Annotated in this window: 18 protein-coding genes; 6 read left to right on the top strand and 12 right to left on the bottom strand. The window is 67.1% G+C overall.

From position 1 onward, the window contains the following. Positions 1-116 precede the first annotated feature (116 nt). A complete protein-coding gene (locus tag KGQ19_RS00440; RefSeq protein WP_212006992.1) occupies positions 117-878 on the top strand; it encodes a hypothetical protein in 762 nt (253 codons plus the stop codon). 176 nt (positions 879-1,054) lie between these two features. Here the strand turns inward: KGQ19_RS00440 and KGQ19_RS00435 are convergent, their stop codons facing one another. Then, the gene (locus KGQ19_RS00435; RefSeq protein WP_212006991.1) at positions 1,055-1,588 is read right to left on the bottom strand and encodes a winged helix-turn-helix transcriptional regulator; all 534 of its coding nucleotides are present in this window, start codon (positions 1,586-1,588) and stop codon (positions 1,055-1,057) included. A 254-nt stretch (positions 1,589-1,842) separates the two neighbouring features. On the opposite strand from KGQ19_RS00435, the gene KGQ19_RS00430 reads away from it, so the two are divergent. Together KGQ19_RS00430 and KGQ19_RS00425 are read left to right on the top strand one after the other, a co-directional pair. After that, positions 1,843-2,421 (top strand): PHP domain-containing protein, encoded by a 579-nt coding sequence (locus KGQ19_RS00430; protein WP_212006990.1) that lies wholly within the window; start codon positions 1,843-1,845, stop codon positions 2,419-2,421. Between the two features lie 86 nt (positions 2,422-2,507). Beyond that, the gene (locus tag KGQ19_RS00425) at positions 2,508-3,257 is read left to right on the top strand and encodes a DUF6585 family protein (protein WP_212006989.1); all 750 of its coding nucleotides are present in this window, start codon (positions 2,508-2,510) and stop codon (positions 3,255-3,257) included. Positions 3,258-3,670: 413 nt separating this feature from the next. Here KGQ19_RS00425 and KGQ19_RS00420 read toward each other — a convergent pair whose 3' ends face one another. From KGQ19_RS00420 to KGQ19_RS00395, 6 genes are all read right to left on the bottom strand, one after another. Beyond that, on the bottom strand, positions 3,671-4,408 hold the full coding sequence (locus tag KGQ19_RS00420) for a hypothetical protein (protein ID WP_212006988.1): 738 nt from the start codon (positions 4,406-4,408) through the stop codon (positions 3,671-3,673). A gap of 24 nt (positions 4,409-4,432) precedes the next feature. Beyond that, a complete protein-coding gene (locus KGQ19_RS00415; RefSeq protein ID WP_212006987.1) occupies positions 4,433-5,104 on the bottom strand; it encodes a pentapeptide repeat-containing protein in 672 nt (223 codons plus the stop codon). Between the two features lie 82 nt (positions 5,105-5,186). Next, on the bottom strand, positions 5,187-5,354 hold the full coding sequence (gene amcA / locus KGQ19_RS00410) for a multiple cyclophane-containing RiPP AmcA (protein ID WP_194924153.1): 168 nt from the start codon (positions 5,352-5,354) through the stop codon (positions 5,187-5,189). After that, positions 5,351-6,520, bottom strand: coding sequence for a cyclophane-forming radical SAM peptide maturase AmcB (gene amcB, locus KGQ19_RS00405; RefSeq protein ID WP_212006986.1), 1,170 nt, complete (start codon positions 6,518-6,520; stop codon positions 5,351-5,353). The genes amcA and amcB overlap by 4 nt, the downstream gene beginning before the upstream one ends. A 19-nt stretch (positions 6,521-6,539) precedes the next feature. Then, the gene (locus KGQ19_RS00400) at positions 6,540-6,950 is read right to left on the bottom strand and encodes a hypothetical protein (protein WP_212006985.1); all 411 of its coding nucleotides are present in this window, start codon (positions 6,948-6,950) and stop codon (positions 6,540-6,542) included. Between the two features lie 120 nt (positions 6,951-7,070). Beyond that, a complete protein-coding gene (locus tag KGQ19_RS00395; protein ID WP_212006984.1) occupies positions 7,071-7,802 on the bottom strand; it encodes a GntR family transcriptional regulator in 732 nt (243 codons plus the stop codon). 58 nt (positions 7,803-7,860) lie between these two features. On the opposite strand from KGQ19_RS00395, the gene KGQ19_RS00390 reads away from it, so the two are divergent. Next, the gene (locus tag KGQ19_RS00390; protein ID WP_212006983.1) at positions 7,861-8,691 is read left to right on the top strand and encodes a class I SAM-dependent methyltransferase; all 831 of its coding nucleotides are present in this window, start codon (positions 7,861-7,863) and stop codon (positions 8,689-8,691) included. Positions 8,692-8,771: 80 nt separating this feature from the next. Here the strand turns inward: KGQ19_RS00390 and KGQ19_RS00385 are convergent, their stop codons facing one another. The 3 genes from KGQ19_RS00385 to KGQ19_RS00375 are packed head-to-tail and all read right to left on the bottom strand — an operon-like array spanning position 8,772 to position 9,867. Next, positions 8,772-9,227 carry an ATP-binding protein gene (locus KGQ19_RS00385; RefSeq protein WP_212006982.1) on the bottom strand — a complete coding sequence of 152 codons (456 nt, stop codon included), beginning with the start codon at positions 9,225-9,227 and terminating at the stop codon, positions 8,772-8,774. A gap of 3 nt (positions 9,228-9,230) precedes the next feature. Beyond that, positions 9,231-9,539: a hypothetical protein gene (locus KGQ19_RS00380; protein ID WP_212006981.1), complete on the bottom strand. Its 309-nt coding sequence runs from the start codon at positions 9,537-9,539 to the stop codon at positions 9,231-9,233. Between the two features lie 4 nt (positions 9,540-9,543). Then, positions 9,544-9,867 carry a recombinase family protein gene (locus KGQ19_RS00375; RefSeq protein WP_212006980.1) on the bottom strand — a complete coding sequence of 108 codons (324 nt, stop codon included), beginning with the start codon at positions 9,865-9,867 and terminating at the stop codon, positions 9,544-9,546. A gap of 233 nt (positions 9,868-10,100) precedes the next feature. On the opposite strand from KGQ19_RS00375, the gene KGQ19_RS00370 reads away from it, so the two are divergent. Both KGQ19_RS00370 and KGQ19_RS00365 read left to right on the top strand, forming a co-directional pair. Continuing rightward, positions 10,101-11,267: a helix-turn-helix transcriptional regulator gene (locus KGQ19_RS00370; RefSeq protein WP_368862036.1), complete on the top strand. Its 1,167-nt coding sequence runs from the start codon at positions 10,101-10,103 to the stop codon at positions 11,265-11,267. Positions 11,268-11,280: 13 nt separating this feature from the next. Beyond that, positions 11,281-12,009, top strand: a complete 729-nt coding sequence (locus KGQ19_RS00365; protein WP_212006978.1) for a 5-formyltetrahydrofolate cyclo-ligase — start codon at positions 11,281-11,283, stop codon at positions 12,007-12,009. 1,601 nt (positions 12,010-13,610) lie between these two features. On the opposite strand, the gene KGQ19_RS00360 is transcribed toward KGQ19_RS00365, so the two are convergent. Continuing rightward, on the bottom strand, positions 13,611-15,155 hold the full coding sequence (locus KGQ19_RS00360; RefSeq protein ID WP_212006977.1) for an ISKra4 family transposase: 1,545 nt from the start codon (positions 15,153-15,155) through the stop codon (positions 13,611-13,613). Positions 15,156-15,229: 74 nt separating this feature from the next. After that, positions 15,230-15,730 carry a hypothetical protein gene (locus KGQ19_RS00355; RefSeq protein WP_212006976.1) on the bottom strand — a complete coding sequence of 167 codons (501 nt, stop codon included), beginning with the start codon at positions 15,728-15,730 and terminating at the stop codon, positions 15,230-15,232. Positions 15,731-15,996: the final 266 nt, after the last annotated feature.

Raw genomic sequence — 15,996 nt, 5'->3', positions numbered from 1 at the left:
AGAACGACCAATGGCCGGAGGAACCCGTGAACCCTCTCGTTCTCCTTACACGTCTTACAGCAGTACCGGCATCCTTACCGACCGAATCGGAACCGGCCGAGACGCCGCGCTCGGTCGTGATCGCTCTGCGACTCGGCGGGACCGTGTCGTTGATCGCGATCGCCGTGATCAGCTTCGACGTCCTGACCGATCTCGGCCGCAAAGCTGGCCTGCACCAGCTGGCTGAGCTCTTCCCAATCGCCGTGGACGCGTTCGCGGCCTCGACCCTCTACGCCGCCTATCGACTCCCGGGCGGCCACCCCGCACGCGAACAGGCGAAACGCACCGCGCGCTCCGCCCTCGCGCTGACCGTCTGCTGCAACGTCCTGGACCACGTCCTGGCGCTGGCCGGCTTCCTGCTTCCCGTGATCATTCGTGACCTGGTCCTGGTGGCCGTCGCTTCGCTGCCGCAGCTGGTCGCGGACCGCGAACTTCACCTGTTGGTCGCCGTTACTGCCCACCGGCAACGCCGGACGCCGACTGATGCAGCCGAACCTGTCCAGGAACCGGACGCTTCTATGGACGACGCGGCCGGTGAGCAGGACGTCCTGACCGCGCGTGAAGAGGCATGGCTCAAGATCGGCGCTCCGGTCTACCAGGAACTGCTGGAACTGCACGGCCGACGCCCGAAGGAAAAGGCCTTCCACCAAGCCCTGGCTCAAAGACTGACCGTCCAGACCGACGATGACGCGGGCCTGGACGACCAGCCGGACCCCGCGCTGATCCTCGGCAACGGAGTCTCACTGTCCACTGCCAAGCGGATCCGGGCCCTCGTCGAGTCCCGCCACCCGCCCGATGAGCAGGCAGCGACCAGCGACGAATCCCCAGAACCGCAGTGATCAGCCGTGACCACGTCGATTCGCGGCAGTGCCGGCCGCGCTGACGGTGCCGCTGTGGGGCCGCGCCTTTGACCATCTGCGAGCCCACCGGCACGCGAATGCGTGCCGGTGGGACGTAGCGGCCAGCGATCGGAATTGGCGGGATTCGCTGTTCGCCTTGGGGGAGCATCGTTGCGTCAGAGCTTGAAGAGCGGGATGGCGACGGCGTCCAGCGTCAGCATCCAGCCATCGGCGACCCTGTCCCCGCCCGGGCCTCTCCTCTCCACTCGATGGGCCAACCCTTGCTTCTCCAGAGCGCCCAGCATCTGTGTGACACTCGTGCGGGATAGAGCGGTAGCCCACGCAATATCTCCGATCGGCAGCTTCGGCCGGAGCGCGAGAGCAGTCAGAACCTTGTCGCGTGCACAGGGCGCGAGGAGCGCCCGGGCCATAGGCAGCGCACCAGAGCGTGCCAGCAGATCGAGAACGGTCGCTGACGCAAACCAGAGAGAACGAACAGAACGTCCATCGAGGCTGGTCCCACTGACACAGACGACCGCGCCAAGCGATTCGAGTCGGCGCAGCGCCTGTCGCGTCGTGGCCAGCGACAGCTGCGTTGCCCCGGCCAGGCCGGCCGCGCTGACCCTGGGACGTTGGACGAGCGCGACCAACAGCGCACGCTCACTGGCTGAGAGCTGCGGAACCGCTTTGGTTTTGCGAATGCTGGGCACGGAGCGCACCTTTCGTCGTTCGGACAGGTGCTCTCATCCGCGCACATCGAGGTGGCCGCGATCCCAGCTCGACGAGCTATCTGTGGATAACTACCGGCCGGAGAGTGACAAGCTGTTGATCTCAGAGCTCTCTAGGCGCGACGGTGGAGAGTTGCCCATGGAGACTCGGTGTACAGCTCGCGAGCCGCCCCGCACGTAGTCGCATACGGCGCGGTAGCCCGATCTGCGGCTCCCCGCGCTCTAGCCTTTCAAAGGTGATGAACGCGAAATACCGTGTCGATCCTGGCGACGGGTTCTTGCAGGAGCTTGCCGCCACGGATGTGCTTCGCCTCGGGTCATGTGGCCTCCGAGTCCGACTGCGTCGGTGGGTGAACATGCTCGTGACGCCGATCCGTTTCCCGGAACAGGGCGAGATTAGCTGGAGGGTGTTCCTCTTCGTGTCGTGCCTGCTGGGCGGCTACGGAGCGCTGCTGTGGGAAGAACGCTCGTCTAAGGTCGCCGCGGTCCTTCACGCCGATCGGCACGCAGGGCTCGACCTCCGCATCGTGACGGCCGGCGATGAGCCCGCCTGGAAGATCACGAGCTTCTGGGCCTGGCCGACCGGCCGTGGACGCGGGCTCGATGTCATCACCGCGGTCTTGGCCGCAGCGGACGCGACCGGGACCACGTTGCTGCTGAACGCCGCCAACCGACGGCTGGCCGCCGAGTACTACGCATCGCTCGGCTTTGTCGTCCGCCCAGGACAGGAGCAGGCCAAGCGGCCCTGGATAGAGCGCCTACCCGGCGTAGTGCATGCAGAGGCTGCATCGATCACGAGTGCTGACGCAGCCTAGGTCCTTCTTGCCGTTTCAGCGCTCCCGCAGTTCGCGTGGGCGGGGTGAGGACCGGTCCTGGAGCGATAATTCTAGACTCGGGGCCCATGAAGATCGTCTCAGTGACAGACATCTCCGCCGAGGCCCGTGAGGCCGCCCAGCGCCACGGATTAGGCGAGCTTGAGCAGGCCTTCGCTGAGATACCAATCAAGATCAAACTGTCCACCCTGCTCAAGGGCGGCGGGGTGAAAGATGTCGGGAATCGGCTCTGCCTGTTCCGGAACGGGCTGATCCGGCACAGCGCCGCAGACGGGACGGCGCCGGAGGTCTTCCGGTGGGACCAGATCGAGACCACCTACCAGTTGCGGGAGATCAGGTACCACAGGCAGAGGCCTGAGCGGCACTACAGGTACGACGGGACTAGGTACCAGTACCGGTTCATCAAGCCGGGCGGAGTCGAACTTCGCGTGGGAGAAGGAGTCTTCCACGACCCGACGAAGTTCAATAAGGAGAAGTCGGGCAACTTGTTCAACTCCCATGACGAGCAGCAGTACGCGGATGCCGGACAGATCGCGTGTGAGCGGGTCGCCCAGGTGCAGCTGCCCGCGGCGATGCGTGCGCTTGAGGCGGGCGGAACCCTGTCCTTCGGTAAGGCCTCGATCTCGATGGCCGGCGTCGATACCGGGAAAGGGATGGTGCCGTGGCAGGACCTCAGCGAGCTGCAAGTGAAGAACGGGTCTGTGGTGATTAAGAAGCAGGGGAAGTTCTTCTCCCTGTTCGACCAGCCAGCAGCGGCGATCCCGAACTTCCAGGTGTTCGTCGTGCTCGCTAGTGCGATGCGCCGGCAGAGCATCTGAAGGCTGCCGGGCTTCGGCGCCAGGCGGTCCGGGCGCTGGACACGGGTCGGCGCTGACAGCGCTCGCGGCAGACGGCCGCACTCCGGTCGATCGCGGACGCCTCCCGACAGGTCGGCCGCGTCGTTTGGCAGCTGTGTTCGAATGTGCGCTCGGGCTGTTCCTGGATGGCGTGCAGGCGTGACGAGGCGGCGCAGGACTGCCTGTACCCCTTCACGACCTGCACAGATCCGACGTGGCCGCATGTCAAGCTGGGATGGCTGATCGCCTGGTGGGCGGTGGACAAGGCGGCGCGCGAGGGCCGCAAGTTCGTCCGGTGGAGCGCATGTTCATGGCGGGCACGGCGGCTCTGGTCAGCTGAGGAAGCCGCAGTGTCAAGGAGAGCGCCTGGGTGTCGCAGTTGCAGTCTCTGGCGATCAGATCAGGGACTCTAATGTCCCTGTCGGCCAGTGCCCGAGCCAGAAAGCGATGCGAGAGGGGTCCTTCGCGATCAGGGTGGAGCCGTCGTGTGGAACGAGCTCTGTGGGCGTGATGTACGCGTCCCCGGGATCCAGGCGGATGCGCAACAGGCGCAGTAGCCCTCCGGCGGCGACGTGGCGGCGGATGTCGTTGGTATGTGGGTAGTACCGCCGGTCGGCGCCGTTGGCGGCGCAGATGTCGAGGACATCGGTGGTTCCGAGCAGCAGGTAGCGGTGTCCGGGGCCGAGATTGAGGCCGACGCGGCGCCTGCTGGCGGTGCGCTCGGCCAGTGGCAGCTTGTCGTGGTTGTCCAGGTGGATGCCGAGGCGCAGGCCGACACCTGGGTCGATGGTGGTCGTGGGCTGGCCGGGTTGCTCGTCGACCGCAGCCAGGAAGTCGGCGCCGTAGCGGCCGGCGAAGGGGTCGAAGCCAGCGACGTGCTCAATCAGTGGCCGGCCGGGGGCGGCGACCGACCAGTCGGCCAGGACGCTGACGATCTCGGTCACGGTGCTCGGGTTGTCGCTAGCGGTGGCGCGGAGGCGTTGGGCCTGTACCGGAGTGAGCGGACGCCAGTCGTCGGTGGGGATGACGGCGCTGTCCTCGACATCGTCCAGCCCGGCCGCGATGCGGACTTCGGTGGTGTCGCAGCGTTCGATCAGAGCGTGCGGGTCGGTGAAAGCGATGCGGACACTCAAAGTGATCTTCCCCCTCGTGGGGTGTCAGTCGTCGTCGGGCAGGCTCAGCTCCAGGTCGCCGACCAGGGCGCGGCCCAGTTGCATGGTCTGGGCCGGTTCGATGACGGCGTGCTTGAGTGAGGCGATGCCGCGGATGCCGGACAGGTCGTTGCCGCGCAGGTCCAGGCCCCGGGCTGTGGTGCGTTCGAAGGTGGTCAGGTCCATGCGGCAGTCGTCGAACGCAGCCTTTGACAGGTCGCAGCCGGAGAACTCGGCCTCCTCCAGCGAGCAGTCCCGGAAGATGACCGGGCCTTTCGCGGTGACGTTGCCGAAGACCGCGTAGTCCAGTTTGCAGCGGTCGAAGATGACGTCTTCGAAGGCGAGGCCGTCGAACTGCCCGGAGAGGATCTTGCAGTTGGCGAAGCGGACGCGTGACCATCGTCCGCCGGTGAAGGCGGCTCCCGACAGGTCGCAGCCGGTGAACTCGACTGAGTCCATGCGAACCTCGTGCAGCTTGGCCCGTTCGACCCGCAGACCCTCGACGCGGCCGGTGGTTAAGCGCTGGTCGGAGACTTCCAGAGACCGCACCTCGGCGTCGGCCAGGCGAAACTCGGTCAAAGCGCCGAGCCGGTTGACCAGGGTGTCGACGTCCTCCAGGCCGGCGTCGTCCAGGTTCGGCAGGGCCGCGCGGGTGGCCCGGATCTCAAGCTGCTGCATGTTCCTCACCCTAGGTGTCGGCGCTGACCGTCCCGCGTAACGCGCGGCCCGGCCTGGCGGACCGAGCCGCGCAGATCATGGGTCACTTCTTCTTGTCCCAGTTATCCCAGGTGGGGCGGTTGTCGAAGGCGGGAGTGTTGTTGTCCCAGCTGGCGCGGTTGTCCCACTTGCCTGCTGTCGGGGCCGTGGCGTCGGCCAGGGCCAGGACGGCGGGGTGTTCGGATTCGATGAGTGTTGCCAGTGGGTTCACGGTTCCTCCTTGCGGGTTGTGTCGATGAGGGCGTTGACGAGCTCTTGTCGGGAGACCCGGCAGTAGTTGGTTTCGGTGGAGGCGAAGGTGCCGTTCTCGAAGTAGCGGTTCCCGGCTGTCGCGCCGCGACAGAAGTCGAAGAAGCCGCAGGTGGCACGGCAGGCCGCCAAGCCGTCGATGAACTCGGTGACGTAGGGCAGCTGCCAGGCGCGGGCCACGATCGACCCGAGGTCCTGCTCCAGGACGTTGCCGGCGACGAAGTCGCCGTAGTGCTCGTCACGGATCCCGGCCAGTTCTGGGGAGAGCAGGATGACGTCGCCGTTGAAGGCGATGGTGGGCAGCGGGTCGAAGCTGTGAGCCTCCCAGACCGCGCGCTCTCCGGCCCGGATCGTGCCCAAGTAGCCGCCCAGCCGGTCCAGCTCCCGGATTCTGACGCCCGGGTGTGCGGTGGACCAGGCGATCGCCGCGGTCCAGAATCCGCGGGCTTCGGCCGGCCTGGGCTGGTCGCCGGCGTTGCTGCCCTCGAACTCCTCGATGTTGAAGCCGATCTGGGTCGCGCCCAGGCCTGCCAGAAAGTCCAGCAGGTCCTCAGCTCGGCCGATGCCGTCGGTGCCGACCACGGCGATCACCGAGAACTCGATGCCGCGCTGGCGCAGCCTGCCGATCCCGCCCATGATCCGGTCGTGCGCGGGCCGTCCGGCCCGGTCGGTCCGGCGGGCGTTCAGGTCGGCCGGGCCGTCGATGCTGACCCCGACGCTGAAGCTGTAGTGCTGGAACAGGTCGCACCAGTCGTCGTTGATCAGCGTGGCGTTGGTCTGGACGGAGTGGTGGATCAGCCCGGCGGCCCGCAGCGGCTCGAACGGGGCCAGCAACTCGGTCATCGCCTCAACGCCGACTGCCAGGGGCTCCCCGCCGTGCCAGCAGACCTCGACAATCTGCCGCTGACCAAACTCGTCCGGGCCAAGGCTGGTCAGGGACGCCGCGACTGCTTGCGCGACTGCGACCGGCATCCGGTTCCGCCTCTTGCGCTGCGGCAGGTAGCAGTAGGCGGCGCAGTCCATGTTGCAGAAGGTGTCCGGCTGCATGACCACCAACGACGGTCGCGGAGCGATCCAGCGAGCGAAGACGGCGGCAGTAGCGAGTTCGGCCGTGGGGGCGATGCTCATGACGCGTTCTCCTCCCAGCTCAGACGTGGCTGGACTCGGCGTCGGGCGATGATAGACGGGTCTCCTGGGAGGTGATCCGTCGGCAGACAGGCCGGTCGGAGGCGAGTGTCCAAGAGGACGAATACGGAGGCGGGACGGCGAACTCGATCACCGTCTTGGGCCCGGCGACGTTGCCCTTCCTCACCGGCCGCCAACGGCCCGGTGTCGGGTCGGGAAACCAGATGGTCATGTCGCTCCGGACCAGGCAGGCGTCGATCTCCTCGACCGGGTCGCCTTCTGCGGCGGCCGAGGCGGCTCGAAACTGCTCCAGGTCGCGCGGTGGGGGGAAGGCCTCGCAGGTCACTGTTGGCAGGTCGGGGATCGCCAACAGGTGGTCTGTTGCTTCAGGGCGTGTGATGGGCGCGTCGGTGCGCGCTGTGTCAGTGCTCATGGTCGCCTCGCGCTCTCAGAAGGGTCGCGTATGTCAGAGCACTAACTAAGGTGGACCAGTCCACCAGTCCAGTCAAGGCCTTATGCGGCTTCGCCGCCATCGAGGGTGATTCAGGCGCTGTCAGACGTCCATCGGGTACTCGTCGACGCGCTCGGCGAATCCACCGCCGGTGAAGCCCTCCTCGACCACCACCGCAGTGTCGTCGGCGGTTTGGGCGATGTGCAGCACCACCAGCACCGCCGCCTCGGCGGCCAGGCCCAGCGCCGTGCGGACGTCGGCGGCCAAGTCGGCAGCGACGGTCGGAGTGGTCACGTCGCGGCCGAGCACCGGGCGCAAGCCGGTGCGGGCGGTGATGTGCCTGGTGGTGCCGCCCGGAATCGGTGCGGTGCGATGCAGCAGTTCGCAACGCTCGGCGACGCTCCGGGCGAACCAGGCCGTGACCACCGACACCGGCTCGCCGCCGGGCAGGTGCAGCAACCTGATGCGGGCCAGGGCTTCTTCGTCCTCGGCGATGCCCAGGGCGGCGGCGACATGCGGCGGCGGGACCCGGTAGCCGGGTCGGCCAAGGATCTTGAACGGCAGCGCCCCGTCGACGCGGGCTGTGCCAGCCGCGCGTCGCCCGGCTGGACGTGCAACCGGGGTGTCAGTGACGAAGAACCCCAGCCCCTTGCGATCGAGGATCTGCCCGTCGCGGGCCAGTGCCCGCAGCGCGTCCGAGGCGGTCACCCGCGAGCAGCCCCACTGGTCAGCCAGAGCCCGACTGGAGGGAACTGGCGCGCCTGGCGGCAGCGTCCCGTCCTCCATCTGCTCGCGCAGCTGTCCCGTGATCTGCTCGTGCAGGGTCGGCGCCATCGAATCTCCTGACATGGTGGACTGGTCCACCCCCACTTTAGCGGGCAGAATCCATCCCATGGACGGACTCTCACTAGCTCCCGAGATCGCGGACTACTACGGCGGCAAGGACGAGGCCAGGCGCCTGCTAGACGCGGCGGATGGGCGGCTGGAACTGCTGCGCACCCAGGAGATCCTGCGTCGCTTCCTGCCAGAGGGGGGCTTCGACGTCCTGGACGTCGGCGGAGGGACCGGCGTCCACTCGTCCTGGCTGACCGACGACGGTCACCGCTGCCTGCTTATCGACCCGATGCCCAAGCACGTGGCCGCGGCCCGGGACGCTGGCCTGCCCGCTGAGCTCGGCGACGCGCGCGACCTGCCGGCCGAATCGGCGTCCTTCGACGCGGTACTGCTGATGGGGCCGCTGTATCACCTCCCCGATCCCAAGGATCGGGCTCTGGTGCTTTCTGAGGCGGTTCGGGTCGCCCGCCCCGGTGCCGTAGTCGCCGCCGCCGCGATCGGACGCTTCGCGTCCCTGTTCGAGAATGCCGGCCTCGGGATCCTGGCCCGGCCCGGCGTGCATGCCTCGGTCGCCGGCATCATGGCCTCCGGCGAGCTGATCAAGCCGCCGCCGGGCCGGTTCACCACCGCGTTCTTCCACCCCCCGGCGCTGCTGGCCGACGAGATGGCCGCCGCCGGCATCGCCGACGTGCAGGTGTTCGGCGTGGAAGGCCCGGCCTGGGGGATGCTGCGGGCCGCCGAGGCCCGGGGCGTGGCCATCGGCGAGGTCGATGATCCGCTGTTCGCCTCGGTGCTGGCCGCCGCCCGGCTCGCCGACGGTCATCCCGAATTGCTGGCTGCGGCAAGCCACCTGCTGGCCGTGGGTAGAGCAGCAAACGATGTGCCCTGAGCGGCGTTCGCTGCGTCGGCGATCAGCAGGGCACGATGGCTCGGCTGGCTCTAGAGACGAATGAAGTGGGGAACCGCTTGTCAGGGACAGCGGCTCTCCAGGTAATTCAGCAGTGGGAAGTACGCCTCGCTCTCGTCGTCGGGGCTGACGCTGTCAGGAATCGGGACCTCGGCCCACACACCGCGTGCGCGGTAGTCGCCGAAGACACCCCACCTCAACGACAAGCTGGCGACCATGGCCAACCCTCTGCCAGCTTCGTCATGGTCGTCGTCAACTGTTTGGATCCGGGGCACGCTGAGCCCGCCAGCGTCGTCCACGCGCACGTGCCAGCGATCGGTGAAGGCGGCAACGTGCAGTGTGAAGGTGCCACCGGGCCGGCCGCTGGCAGAGTGCCGGATGGCGTTCGTGGCGAGTTCGGACGCGACCAGCACCGCGTCATCGACGCCCTGATTCTCGCCAAGCGTGTCACGGACCCACGTGCGCGCCTCGTGAATGCACTCTGTGCTGCCTGGGAGCGTGATGGAGTGGTGGGACACGGCTCACCGCGCTGCGTTCGTTCGAGCGCGAACTATGGCTTCGAAGCCCTCGCGCTGTGCCTTAGAGACGTCCCGGCAGTCCCGCCCTTTGTCGCAGCCGTAGACGTCCTGGACGATCGACCAGTCCGGCGCAGCGACTTCGAAGCGATCACCGGCGCACTCGATGTGGCTGTGACCTGCCTTGACCTGTCCCACAGCCGCGTTGATCGTTTCTGGATGGACGCCGCGGAGGCGGAATACGTCCAGACGTTCAAGGATCTGCCGCTCCGAGCCCCGGAACGCCATCGACGCACCTTCGATCTGCTCGTTCATGACGTCACCGCGGCCTTCCCTGGATGACCCAGACCTGGGCGCCGGTCTCACTTTGGATGTGCTGCTGCATGGCCTCTTGGAGCCCGGGAAGCCGGGCGAAATGCCACAGAGACGGAACGAGTACGTTCCTGGTCTCAGACCTCTTGAGCCGTTCGACCAGACCATCGAACGCCGGGTTCTTCGCTCCGAGGTGCTCTATGAACACGTCCTCCAGCGAGAACCCCTCCTGCCGCGCGAACGTCTCCAGCTCTGCTGTGACGCGTGCGGTCTCAGCCGGACAGTCAGTGTCCGCTGCGATCCGCATGTAGCCGTAGATGGGTAAGGCCATGGCTGCCCCTTGTCATCGCTGACGGTGATTGGTGGCGGCCGGGTCGACGTTCCCCGCGGGATTTGGTGAGCTGTCGACCCGGCTAATACTCAGCAAAGCCCTCTGATCGGCGGTGTCCCACAGCAGCCATGCGGCACTCCTGAGGCGTTTTTGAGGCAACCTTCGGTTTGACCAGCGGTTACGCAACGGGGTGACTACGCTACGGAAGGGTCCGGATGAGTGAGGTGATCGAGGTGGCCGGCAAGCGGGTCAAGTTCGCGAAGCGGCGGAAGGCCGCCGGATTCACCCAAGAGCAGCTGGCGCTGTACCTGGGCGTCGAGCGTTCGACCGTCGTCCGATGGGAGTCGGCTGAGAACGAACCGCAGGCTTGGCTCCGCCCCAAACTCGCTCGCGCGCTACGGGTGTCCGCTGATGAGTTGCAAGCCCTCTTGGACGACATCGCGGTCATCCAGAGCGAACCCGGCGAGCGACTGGCCTACGTGCTGCAGCACCCATCGAGCGTCGATCTGGTAGCCGTGGCGCACCTTCACGAGCGGATCCGCCAACTCGATGAGTCGTACGACACCGCGACGTCGACCGCACTTGTCGGAGTAGCCGGCCACGTTCACGGACAGATCACATATCTCCGCCAGGGTGCCACGGGCGGCCGAGTCCGGAGGGCACTCGGGGAGGTCGAGGCCGAATCCGCGACCTTCATGGGCCAGCTGGTGTGGGACGTCAGCCAGCGACGTGATCACGATGGGCCGATCAAATACTTTGACCAGGCAGTGAACGCCGCGCGCCAAGTCCGCGACCCGTTGACCGAGTCGTACGCGGTACTGCGGAAGAGCTTCGTAGCGCTCTACGGAGACAAGGACCCCGCCAAAGGACTGGCGCTCGCCGACGAAGCCGCCGAGGTGGCGAGCCTGTGCAGTCCCGCGCTCACCGGGCTCAGCCTGCTGCACGTCGCGGAAGGCTGCGCGATGGCCGGCGACCGTAAGGAGACCGAGGCTGTCCTTGGGAAGGCTGAAGCCCAGTTTGATCGTGTCACGCCGGACGATGCAGCCGCCGACAACTTCGGCCCCAATGAGTTCAACCGGCTCGCCGGGTCGTGCTTCCTGTCCCTAGGCCTGCCCAATCTCGCTGAACCACTGCTCCGCAGGACGGTATCGGCGCTCCTGACGAAGAAGAAGAGCCAGTCGATCGCCTTCGGCAACCTGACGCTGAGCCTCATCCGACAGGGGAAACGGGACGAGGCTCAAGCCGCGATGCACCACACGATCGATGCCGTCGAGCTGACCCGCGGCGGTGGTGGCCTGAACATCGTCTTCCAGGCTGGCCGCGAGCTGCGTCCCTGGCGCAGCGAACCCTGGGTACAGGAGATTAACGATCGGCTGCTTGCGTTGATGGCTGCCATCTAGGTAGTGGTGGACGATGACCGACATTCTTGGAGCCAAGCAAGCCGTTCGCGAGCGAGTCTGGCGCATGCTCATCGACGCGTCGGCTGTGCCTGCCGACTCTTACGGCAAGATCCCGGGCTTTTACGGCAGCGAATGTACAGCTGAGCGTCTTGCGGAGACGCCAGAGTGGCAAGCAGCGCAGGTGGTCAAAGCCAACCCTGACCGGGCTCAAATCGCCGTTCGAACGCGCGCGCTCGAAGATGGCAAGTTGCTCTACATGGCAGTGCCGAAGATGGCGACCGCTGAGCCCTTCTATCTCCTCGATCCTCAGACATTGAGCGTCTCGGCGCGAGAAGCGGCCGAGAAGCGACAGACCGCGCAGCTCGCCCCCCACATCGGTACGAACGCCATGCAGCACATCGACGTGGTGATCTGCGGCAGCGTGGCTGTGAACCGGTCCGGAGCCCGGATCGGCAAGGGAGCCGGCTACTCAGATCTTGAAGTGGCCCTGCTTACCGAGGCCGGACTGGTGACAGCCGAGACGGTGATTGTGGCGCCCGTTCACGCTCTCCAGGTCATCGACGAGCCGATCCCCGAGACCTCGCATGACTTTCGTGTGGACTTGATCGTGACGCCTGATGAAGTGATTCGCTGCGAAGAGCCGCGCCGACCTACGGGCCTCGTGTGGAGGGACCTTCGCGACGATCAAATCGCAGCTATACCAGCGCTCTCCTTGCACAGGCATCGGAGCGGCAATCCGTAGTCTGGTCACGTCGCGCAGCTGACGGCGTAGTCGCGGCAATCAAAATCTCCTCATCACTCGATCGAGTGATCTTGACCTTTCTGTCGCGTCCATCCTTTACTTCATGGATCGCTATAGAAAGTCTAGATCTCCGCGAGGTGAGAGCGTATCCGTTGATCGCGGATACAGGAGGTGAAGGAGCGTCCCGGCTTGGTCTCGTCGAGACTCGTTGCGTCCTGCGCAATCGCAATCGCTTTGATGACTGCCGGGTGCTCGGAATCCGGGTCGAAGCCGGCGGTGAGGGCGACCACAGGACCTGGCAGTTCGCAGGCTTCAGCTGTGTCCACCCCGACCGACCAGGCACGCAATGCCGCCCTGAGCGCCTACGCCGGCATGTGGGCTGACGCGGCGGTTGCGGGTCGGACGGCGGATTGGAAGGACTCGGTTCTCACTCACCATGCCACTGACCAGGCGCTGGCCGAGCTTGTAAGGATTCTGTATCGGGAGCAGGCCCAAGGGCTGGTCTCCGGCGGTGCCCCGGTGACACATCCCCAGGTGACTCAAGTCTCTCCAAGCGCAGCGCCCACGGCGGCCATGATCGAGGACTGTGCGGACACCTCGACGGCTCCTGAGATCGATCCGAGGACCGGCCGCCCTCCGGCCGGAGCGGCAGCTGGCGGCCGACGCCTGATCCGGGCGAGGGTGGCAGAGGCCGATCTGGTGTGGCGGGTTACTGATCTAGCGATTTTTGCGATCGGATCGTGCTCGTGAGAGGGCTGCCGATTCCCGTCGTCGGCCTACTCGCCGCAGTGGCAGCACCCTCCGGTTCACCGTCTCCGGCTCCGCCCGCAGCCCATGCGCCAGCAGCCGGTGATTGGGTCGTGGGCGCGGATTGCTCGACGAACCCCGACGCACCAGAGTGCCATTTCAGTATCGATGGCAGATCCTCAACCAAGCCGGCGAGCACCTCGAAGGCCGTACCGGCGAACGCATCGGACGTGCGTGTCTGCCGGGAGGTGCCCGTCTTCATCCCGCTGGTGCAGCGCCTCGTTACGGTCGGCGACCCATCCGCACCTGAAAAGATGACGCAGCAGGAGTGCACCGTAAACGGGCGCATGGTCGACTCCTCCCTCGTCTTCGCCCCAACGGATCCTGCTGTCCCGACGGTCAGTGCTCAACAACTCGCGCAGCACGCGTATCAGGCGTTGGTGATGCCCCAACCCGACGTAGGGATGAGCCCGAGAGCTGATGTGCCGCAACTGGCGGGCTTGCCAGTGTGGCTGTGGCTGAAGCCCGGTTCGTGGAGTTCGAAGTCGGTGACGCTGACGGCCGGTGGCGTGACAGTGACGGCAGTGGCGACGCCATGGCAGGTCGCGTGGTCCATGGGGGATGGGACGACCGAGACTTGCGCTGGTCCCGGTACCCCATTCCCGGAGCATCCGAACGGCGATGGGACGGCACCGTCACCGACCTGTGGACATACTTACCGCCGCACATCCGCAACCGAGCCCGGCGGAGCCTTCCACGCCACGACGACGATCGTGTGGCGCGTGGACTGGACCGGGTCCGGGCCTGGCGGGACGTTTCCCGAGGGTGCAGATGATTCTCAGGGAGATCAGTGGTCAAGCTGCGAGGTGGTAGCGGGACTTGTGGTTGCGCTGGTGTTCCTGCCGGAGGTGGTAGGTCCAATAGACCTCGAAGTCGTGGTTGGCAAGCAGGGCCCGGAGTTTCAGGACGGCTTCGGCGCCTTCTAGGGACCAGCGGGCTCCGGTGATGTCCAGGCGGTCGGCGACCAGGTGTCTGCAGGCGCCCTCGATCACACCGCTGGCGATGGGCCAGCCGGCGGCCAGGGCATCGTCGTAGCGCAGGTAGTCGTGCTTGTTCCGGAGATAGGTGACGGTCTCGCCGATCTTCTTGCGGTCCTCGGGGCTGAACCGGGCGTCGCAGGCGGCTTGGTCGAGGTCGTCGGCGACGTCACTCGATCGTCCGTTCAGCACCGTCAGGGCGTGTTCGGCGACAGCGGTCGCGGCTTTGTCGCCGTCGCCGTGCAGGACGCGGGCGGCGGTGTTGAGGTATTGCAGCACGTGGATGAAGTCGATCACGAGGTGGATGTCGATGCCGCGTTCGGCGGCCTCGGCGCGGATGGCATCGATCTGCGGGTTCGCGCCGTCAACGAGTACGACCCAGGTCCGCAGGTGTCCAGGGTCTCGGGCCTCGGCTTGGTCGAACACCGCGGCGATGACGTCGGCGGCGTCGTCGGCGATGGAGGCGGTGAGCCACTTGCGCACGGCTTTCGGGCCGGTGCGCTTCTTGCGGTCCTTCTTCGGCTTCTTCTTGCGCTTCTTCTTCCCGGCCTTGGCCAGGGTGATGATGTCGTGCGGACGGCGGACGACCGGCTCGGCGTCGTAAACGGCGCCGACGGTCGCCATCCGCTTGCGATTCGGGCGGTCGCCGTCGGCCAGGCGGCCGGCCCTGGCCGCGCGCTCGGCCTTCTTGCGGGTTTCCTCGCGCAGGTCTTCCGGGCGCATCACGATGCCCTTGCCGTCCACGGTGAGCACCAGCAGCGTCTTCTTCGTGCTCATCATCGGCGCGGCCTGGTCGTAGAACGCGGCGAAGTCGGCCGCGGCGGCGATCGCCATGGCCCGCACCGCCTGCGGCGCGGCGACCGGGGCGCCGCAGGTGCGGGCCATGGCCTCGGCGGCGTCGTGGAACGAGCCGCGGGCGGACTCGATCGCGGCGAGCTTGGCCACCTCGTGGGAGTGCAGCCCTGCCGGAAGGTTCAGCGCCGCGTCGGCTGGATACAGGTTCTCGGCGCCCGGAGCGCGAAACGCCAGACGGCGCACGATCACCGTGCCGACGGTGCAGGCCAGCCGGCGGGCGTGGCCGGGCTCCACCCGACGATGCTCGCACCCGGCGGCGTCGACGGGCACGGCCAGGCCGCCGGCGTCGTGGGCCGCTTGTTCGGCCAGCGCCCGGACGTCGTGGAACCCCTGCAACACGTGCAGCTGAACATCCCGGCCGGCCGCCACGACGTGCCGCTCGGCGGCGTCGGCTGACCAGTCCCCACACCAGCCGTGTTCACGGGCGGAGGTGATCATCTGCTCGGTGCGGGCGCGGGCGGCGGCGAAAGCGGCTTCAGGATCGGGGGCGAAAGCGTACTCTGACACGGCGGGCTCTTCCTTGCGGCGCGAACGGTTCTCGCCTTCGACGCTGAGGGAAGGGCCCGTCGGCCGCGGCCTGATCAGGGCATTCGCCCGGCTACGCCAGGGGCCAGGGCATAGCGGCCGGTCTCCGGGCTCACGCACCAGCCCCGCTCGACCAGCCGGTTCAGCTTCCCGCGCATCGCCTCGGTCGCGGCGGCCTTCACACCCAGCCCCAGCGATCGGCACAGGTCCACCGACCGCAGCGACTGGTCGGCGTCCTCCATCGCCTCCAGCACGTCCCGATACGACTGCGGCAGCGAGGCGAGATCCGGATCGTCCGACCGGTGCGGCACCGTCTGCCACCGCCGCCCATCGCGCTTCGACGCCCGGGCCGCCGGCGCTGGCGGTGCGATCCCAGCCGGCTCGACGTCCTCGGCGAGCATCTCGGTCAGCACCTGGCGTCCGATCCGCAGCCGTTCCAGCTCGGCCTCGGCCTGGCTCAGCTCGCAGGCCAGCACCGCGATCTGCTCCCGGATCTCCTCGATCCGCCCAGACGCGGCCTGCTCCCGCGCGGCCAGCCGCTCCAGCACCGACCCCATCCCGGCCTCCCCACCCCGAGTCAGCCAACGAGATCCAGGATAGAGAACAAACCAGGACTCAAACGGGCGAACCGGCGAACGCGCCGCCCCCTTACCCCGCCGAGGCCGCGGCGCCATCGCCGACCTGCGGCGCAGCCGCCGACGCCGCCCGCCAGACGGCCTCCCGGCGACCGGCCGGAAGTCTCCCACACCGCGCGACCGCCTTCCGCATACGGAAGATTATGCGGAGGCTGATATATGCCCGAATCGGGCGGGCCGGAACGCCG

Origin of the sequence: Catenulispora pinistramenti, assembly GCF_018274385.1 — a bacterium.
Lineage (GTDB): Bacteria > Actinomycetota > Actinomycetes > Streptomycetales > Catenulisporaceae > Catenulispora > Catenulispora pinistramenti.
The sequence above is the reverse complement of the archived record's forward strand: the minus strand, read 5'-3'. Positions and strand labels throughout refer to the sequence as shown.